Consider the following 6,654-nt stretch of genomic DNA (forward strand, 5'->3'; position numbering starts at 1 on the left):
TCGGGCAACGCTGCTTTGTAGAACTCGAGAGTGGCGCTTGAGTCGCTAACCGCGAACTCGATGTGATCCAATATCGGCATTACCTCCTTCTTTCTGGATTTGAGAGGAATAGATCAGCCGAGACCATGCCGACACGATTGTATGCTCCAGTCCACGGTGGCTTGGTCAATGGTCGCATGTACAGGCGAGTCGGGCAGCTCGCTCATTATTCTCGAGGCCGCTCGCTGCCCTTCGCGCGCAGACTTCCACAGCAACATATCAATGACCCAGCCATCGCTGCCTTCGCAGATGCGACGCAGAATAAAGCCGGGTGGCTTTCTTAGCCATGCATCAACGTCTGTATTTGCAGCGACGAAATCCTTGATTGTCAGGCCCTTCGCTAACTGGAAGGTCGTTATTTCCATCGCTTCACTCATGGTCTTCTCGTTTGATAGCGTATTGAGGATGCTGCCAAGGCTTGTAGACAAACTCCAGGCTATAGCCATCAGGATCCAGTACATTGGCGGCGTAATAACGGGGATCGTAGTGAAGTCGTGCGCCTGGGCAACCGTTATCTGTTGCTCCAGCACCCATCGCAGCCGCATAAGCTTCGACGACGGCCGCTCGGCTATCCGCTACAAAACCGACGTGTGCCGAGCGCGCGTCCGCGTGCCCTGATCGCAGCCAAAAGAAAACTCTCCCATGGGCACCAAAACCTTTGAGATCGGGATGGCCAGGAGGTCCGTTCCGACCGTCATAATCCAGTCGGTCAACAATCCCCAGCGGAGCGAGTGCTTGGGTGTAGAAACGAATTGAGCGATCGATGTCTGCCACCGATAAAAATACGTGATCCAACATGGGTTCTCCTGAGTCACATGCGCATCTACGGCTCGTTAGACTACATAGCCGCCGGATACTTCGATGTCTTGTGCGTTGATCCAGCCGCTGTCTTCGGTGAGCAAGGAGCTGATCACGCGTGCTACCTCTTCCGGCTCGCCAACACGGCCCAGAGCGGTCTGGGAAGACAGCAGCGCCTCGAATTCGTCATTGAGGCCGCCACCCAGTTCGGTGCGGATGGGGCCAGGTGACACCGAGTTGACGCGAATGCCTTGCTCACCGAACTCCTTGGCCATGTAACGTGTCAGCACCTGCAAGCCACCCTTGAAGGAGGCATAGGGCGCGACGCCAGCGGTGGCCACACGAGTAGTGGCGCTGGTAAGGTTGACGATGCTAGCGCCGTTGCACAGCAGTGGCAGCAACGATTGCGTCAAGAAGAATGGGCCTTTGAGATGTACATTGAAGAGGCCATCGAACTGCTCCTCCGTCACTGCAGCGATAGGCCGGAACAGGCCGTATCCAGCGTTGTTTACCAACCCGCTCAGATGACTGCTACCCCAAGTTTCCTTCAGCGCCTTTTCGACTTCGGAGCGGAAGGCCGCAAAAGAAGAAGTGTTGGAAACGTCCAGTCTCAGCGCAACCGCCTTGCCCTCATTTTCCTCGATGGCGCGTACTACGGCGTGCGCAGCATCAGGGGCGGTGTTGTAGGTCAGGATGACACCAAAGCCCCGGCGAGCCGCTTCCATGGCGGTTTTGGCACCGATGCCGCGGCTGCCGCCGGTGATGACGATGACCTTGCTATTCATTTTCAGCTCCTCAAGTTCAATGGTTGGGATGACTGAACTATAGAGACGCGGTCGTTTTCAGCCGCAACGGTTTCTGCTTCATTCTTGCCTATTCCTGCCGGTCGGCTTAGTGGATACAATCCTGCCATGCGAGAACAGCTCAATGAATTGAGGCTATTGGCTAGCCGTGCAGAAAACCGTCCCACTGAGACAGGTATTCCCCGTGTTTTCATGGTTCAAGGCAGTATTCCTGAGCACGAATTGGCCGCTGTGTATGACCCCATGGTCAACCTCATCTTGCAGGGCGGAAAGACCCTGACGGTGGGTGACCAGGCGCTGGACTATGACCCCGCTACCTATTTCGTCATGTCGGTAGACCTACCTGCCGCCGGAGCAGTGAGGCCCGCAGCGGACGGATCACCTTATCTCGCAGTTGCCCTGACATTGGATGCCGCAGTTCTGGCAGACCTGTTTTCTGTGCTGCCTGATCCGGCTGCACCGGCCCCCACAGAGCGAGGTTTTTCAGTTGCGCCAGTGACGCCAGAGCTACTGGATGCTTGGGTGCGCATGCTTCGACTCATGGATCAGCCAGCAGATATTCCGGTTCTTGCGGCAGCCTACGAACGCGAGATTTTGTATCGGGTATTGCAAGGCCCCATGGGATGGATGTTGCGCGATATCGCAACACCGGACACGACACTCGCCAGAGTCAATAAGGTCATCCAGCGTATCCGCCGAGAGTTCGCTCAGCCTTTGGCTGTGGAAGCGTTGGCAGAGGAAGCCGCGATGAGTGCGTCGGCCTTCCACCGCCACTTCAAATCGATTACGTCATTGAGCCCTTTGCAGTATCAAAAGCAATTGCGCTTGCTGCAGGCTCGCAAGCTACTGGTCATAGCCGGAAAGAACGTCACAACAGTGGCATATGAGGTGGGCTATGACAGTCCCACACAGTTCAGTCGGGAGTATGGGCGGGCGTTTGGAATGCCGCCGGCCAAGGACGCGTTGCGAATCGTCGCGTCCATCAAGAAGCGGGCTGAATCCACCGGTATGGTGGTGTAAGGATTTTTGCTTAGGGGGCGAATCGCGCTAAACGGCGGTGGCGCCAGTAAAGAAGCCGGCATGATAGTTCGGATGGATTTCGGATGTCCGCTTCCGGCCAATAACGGACGATACGTAGACCGACAACGCAACGCACTCAAGTATAAAAATGAAAAATCTTTCTTGGAACGACTTATTTGTCGATGCATCTTTGTTAGATTTCGAGGCTCTCTTTTCGGAATGGCCAGGCTTGATCAAAGAGGAGGTTGCGCCTATTGGCGCATCGGTTTTCGGAGACCTTTTCTATCAGAATAGATCAGGAGCAGTCTTCAAGCTGGATGTTTTGGAGGGTGGAGTCAGCCAGATAGCGGATACTATCCAGCAATTTTCCGAGCTGATGAATTCGGGGAAATGGCAGGAATATCATCTCTTAAGCGAAGGGGTGGCATTGCTTAAGCAAAAAGGGCTAGAACGATCTCCCCTTCAATTTTTCGGTTTTGCGCCACATCCTGCTCTGGCAGGAAAGATCGACTGGTCAAGGGTGATGCCGCTAGACGCCGTAGTCTGGCATTCCATTTGTGCCCAGTCTTTGGGTATCCGATGATCTTCATTTACTAAAAAAAACAACATCGTCCGCAATCGGCCAGAAACGGATCTTTTGAGTTATTTTTCAGCTTGTTCTAAAGGGTAGATAAGGGATATTTGGCAGGACGTCCACCTATCTGCCGGCACATGTTGTTCCGGGGATTTTTGGCGTGCCGCGTTCACTGAGCCCGACGGAAGTCCTGCCGTAAGATAAGATGCTGTTGCTCTCAATGGCGAGGGTCAACTGCACGGTTGGTCCTTCGTGAAAGCCTTGCTTGCAGCCAAAAATTATTTTTCTACGGGGGATGTCAAATTGAAAAAAGCAGCTGTTTTGTTGGCCTTGGTGGGTCTGGGTTTCAATCCATGCATGGCTGAGACTATCGGTCGTACCAACCTGCAATTGCCAGCGGGTAGTTGGTCCGTGTTGACGGAATTCGACGGAAATCTCATTTTTGATAAGCATTCAAAGATGCCTCTCCGCACCAAGGTATTCAAGCTGGTTGACGGTGCTGGAAATGTGAATGCGTTACTCAGCGTAACCAGTACTGACGCCGGACGCGGCAGTCGGATTCGCTGGATCAGCCAGCAATGCCCGGAACCAAGACCCAAATATTTCACGAACGATTTCGGCAGCAACAAGCAGCCGGATACCCGTGACTGTCTGGTCGTCAACAGTGCCTTTGCGCCTTTCAAGTTCTACAAGGAAGATGCGGAAGTAGTTCAGGCTCTGCAGCAGCAGAATATCCAGCTATTCACCAGCGGGTATTCACTTCGGACTCAATATGGTTCGCAGGCCGGAACGTATCTGAGCGTCAATCTCATGACTACCAAAAAATTCCTCGGAATGCCTGCAGGGAGGCCTGAGGCTGCTGACATCCACGAAGTACCCGAGGCGCTCGTGGCCTGGGGGGAAACCCTGCATGCCGCAGTCAAGAGCTCCGTCAATTCTCTTGGCGGTGAGCTGATTCTCCCGGCTATCGAATTTGCCAATTGAGGTTGTCGGTAAAGAAGCCTTCTCTGCAGGTAATTCTGAACGATAGATGGCGTATAAATTCCGCCTCACGCCCATCAGCCTTTTACATGATTTTTGGGATACATAGCCGGCTTCCACATCCGGCTATTTTCATATGTTCTTTAGGCCAAGATGTCTTCTACCGCGCGGAAGCTGACTTTCACGAAGAATTGAAGGCTGGAGGGGGAAATAGCTTTTGTTGATAAGGTCGGCATCAGTCTTCTGATTCATCAGGCGGCCAAATCTTTAAAATTTGGGCAGGCGGTAGTCAAACTGGTATTCAGCGTTTCCGATGTTGAAAAATTCAAGGTCGACTCTGCGCAAAGAGGTCTGGAATTCGGCAGTGCCCACCAGACAAACGGCTATCAATTCGCTAACGCGAAAGATCCTGATGGAAATTCGGTATCGATATCCAGTAGAGAGTATCGCTAACGAGCTTGAAAGGGAGCGGCTGCTTCCGGCCAGAAGCGACCGTTTGAATGATGCGAAGATTGCTACTCCAGCTCTGGAGAATTTGATGATTAAATGTATTTTTTACATAGGCTGGGCTGCCTTCTTCACGACATGGAGTTGTGCCGCATCAGCCTTCACCCAATGCTCCGCAGGAAATACGTTTGAACAGGCGGAGTGCATAGCACCACAAATGGAACAAGCGAAAGAGTACTCGGCAGCGATGGTTCAAAAACTAAAGAAAGAGCGTCCGGAATTGGCCGAGTTGATAGACGATGTTGTAGTCTCTGAGGCCCAAAGCCGTGCTCGCTACTGTGAGCTGGCAGGCGCATTGGAAGACGGCGAAGATCGCTGGCGCGCAATCTGGCGCTTTGAGTGTGAAGTACAGGAACTGGAGCGCTTTACTCGTACGCTGGGCCAGTACGCGAGGTGAATATTCTGCTGACTTCCATAAGGGGCTGCTATAGGCCAAGCGTTGACGTTTCCGGCTATTCGTCAGCTGCTTCAGAAGGGTAGGGAACAGAAAAATTCTCCCCGGTTCCCTTCTCGTCCCTTCGTATGCTTCGCTGGATGCATAGCCGGTTTTTACCTCCTGCCATCCTTACTATTTCTGCCGGCTAAAAATTTCAAGACCTCCTGAAATACGCCGTCTTGTCATGGAAAGTTCAATCAGAAAATGAAGAGCTTAATAATCTTGGCCATGTTTTCCATATCTTCATTGACCCAGGCTGCGGTTGTCGTCGTACCGCAGATCTCTGGAAAATACTCCGCGAGAATCCTGATTGATCAATGTAATGGGGACGTATGCCGAGGACGAGCCAGAGTCTCCATAATTAATCTGGAAACTCACGAGAAAATTGCGGAAATTGAGTCGGATGACTTCAGCATCAGCGTCAATAGCGATTCCAATTCAAACGAGGTATTGCTCGCTGCGATAGGCAACGAAGAAATAGTCATTGGAGATTTTAATTTCGATGGACATGACGACGTTGCAATTCAGAATGGTCTCGGCAGCAGCTACGGTTATGCCTCTTATGAGGTCTTTACATACGACGCTAATAAGCAGGTTCACTCATTGAATTTAGCCCTGACCCGGCTTACAGGCGGAGAGTATCTTGGGATGTTCGTCGTAGACAAAAAGAGAAAACGGCTTTTGGCGTACAACAAGGCCGCTGCCGGTATCTTTGAAAGCTTTGAGTTCATCTCCGATGTGCGCAGTTTGAAAAAGACGTGCGAGAAAAGCGAGATTTGGGATATGCCGAATAACCTGGTGAAAGTCACGGTAAAAACACTTGAAAATAATAGATGGCGTATTCGGAAAAAATCTTTTCCTGATGATGGCTATGATTTCAATAAGATGGCAGCACCGGGAAGATGCGCCTTTCTAAATCAGTAGAAGCGTGATTTGATGACGGCGATCGGCCAATATCGGAGTAATTTCGTACACCCATGAGTATTGATAAGCCTGATTTTTTAATCTTCATAGTCTTTGCTCCATTAACCGGATTTTCGATTATTGTCAGGCAGCTTGTTCGAGAACTACTGTTTCAGCGTGTCTTGAAGATGCGTACTTTTGCAGTCGGAAGCTCATGGTATTCGGTCACGCAAAGTGGGATCGGGACATCTCTGCCACGAGAAGTCATATGGGGAGAGACATCAAGAAAGATGCTCAAGGAAAAACAACTGCGCTCTTTGATTCTTGCGGCCAGGATGGTTTCGATCACACTCTACCTGGGCTTGTCGGGAATAGTTCTAACAATGCTCTGGCTCGCGCTCTTGCACTATCGCTGACGGCATCAGACAACAGCAGTCGGCCGGGGGCGGGCATCCGGCCAGCCAGTGACACCGTAATGACAGCTCTTGCGCGTAGTGTTCTTCGCAGCCCAATTGGAAATTGCCCGAGCCCAAGCGCACACCGTTGACCACATTAAAAAAAATGAACCCGGAGACCCCCATGCCCCCATCCTC

Annotated in this window: 8 protein-coding genes; 5 read left to right on the forward strand and 3 right to left on the reverse strand. The window is 51.8% G+C overall.

Annotation, left to right across the window (positions count from 1 at the left end):
• Window positions 1-113: 113 nt before the first annotated feature.
• Genes FYB76_RS18015 through FYB76_RS18025 form a run of 3 tightly spaced genes read right to left on the reverse strand, consistent with a single transcriptional unit; the run spans window position 114 to window position 1,622 of the window.
• Window positions 114-416, reverse strand: coding sequence for a hypothetical protein (locus FYB76_RS18015; protein ID WP_154134514.1), 303 nt, complete (start codon window positions 414-416; stop codon window positions 114-116).
• Window positions 409-837: a VOC family protein gene (locus tag FYB76_RS18020; RefSeq protein WP_154134515.1), complete on the reverse strand. Its 429-nt coding sequence runs from the start codon at window positions 835-837 to the stop codon at window positions 409-411. The genes FYB76_RS18015 and FYB76_RS18020 overlap by 8 nt, the downstream gene beginning before the upstream one ends.
• A gap of 35 nt (window positions 838-872) precedes the next feature.
• Window positions 873-1,622 carry an SDR family NAD(P)-dependent oxidoreductase gene (locus tag FYB76_RS18025; protein WP_154134516.1) on the reverse strand — a complete coding sequence of 250 codons (750 nt, stop codon included), beginning with the start codon at window positions 1,620-1,622 and terminating at the stop codon, window positions 873-875.
• A gap of 126 nt (window positions 1,623-1,748) precedes the next feature.
• On the opposite strand from FYB76_RS18025, the gene FYB76_RS18030 reads away from it, so the two are divergent.
• From FYB76_RS18030 to FYB76_RS18050, 5 genes are all read left to right on the forward strand, one after another.
• Window positions 1,749-2,660: an AraC family transcriptional regulator N-terminal domain-containing protein gene (locus FYB76_RS18030; protein ID WP_088755119.1), complete on the forward strand. Its 912-nt coding sequence runs from the start codon at window positions 1,749-1,751 to the stop codon at window positions 2,658-2,660.
• A 148-nt stretch (window positions 2,661-2,808) separates the two neighbouring features.
• Window positions 2,809-3,243 (forward strand): hypothetical protein, encoded by a 435-nt coding sequence (locus tag FYB76_RS18035; RefSeq protein WP_154134517.1) that lies wholly within the window; start codon window positions 2,809-2,811, stop codon window positions 3,241-3,243.
• 243 nt (window positions 3,244-3,486) lie between these two features.
• A complete protein-coding gene (locus FYB76_RS18040) occupies window positions 3,487-4,218 on the forward strand; it encodes a hypothetical protein (RefSeq protein WP_154134518.1) in 732 nt (243 codons plus the stop codon).
• A gap of 361 nt (window positions 4,219-4,579) precedes the next feature.
• A complete protein-coding gene (locus tag FYB76_RS18045; protein WP_154134519.1) occupies window positions 4,580-5,119 on the forward strand; it encodes a hypothetical protein in 540 nt (179 codons plus the stop codon).
• Between the two features lie 267 nt (window positions 5,120-5,386).
• Window positions 5,387-6,082, forward strand: a complete 696-nt coding sequence (locus tag FYB76_RS18050) for a hypothetical protein (RefSeq protein ID WP_195724666.1) — start codon at window positions 5,387-5,389, stop codon at window positions 6,080-6,082.
• Window positions 6,083-6,654: the final 572 nt, after the last annotated feature.

The organism is Herbaspirillum sp. CAH-3 (assembly GCF_009668275.1).
GTDB classification, from domain to species: Bacteria; Pseudomonadota; Gammaproteobacteria; order Burkholderiales; family Burkholderiaceae_D; genus Herbaspirillum; species Herbaspirillum aquaticum.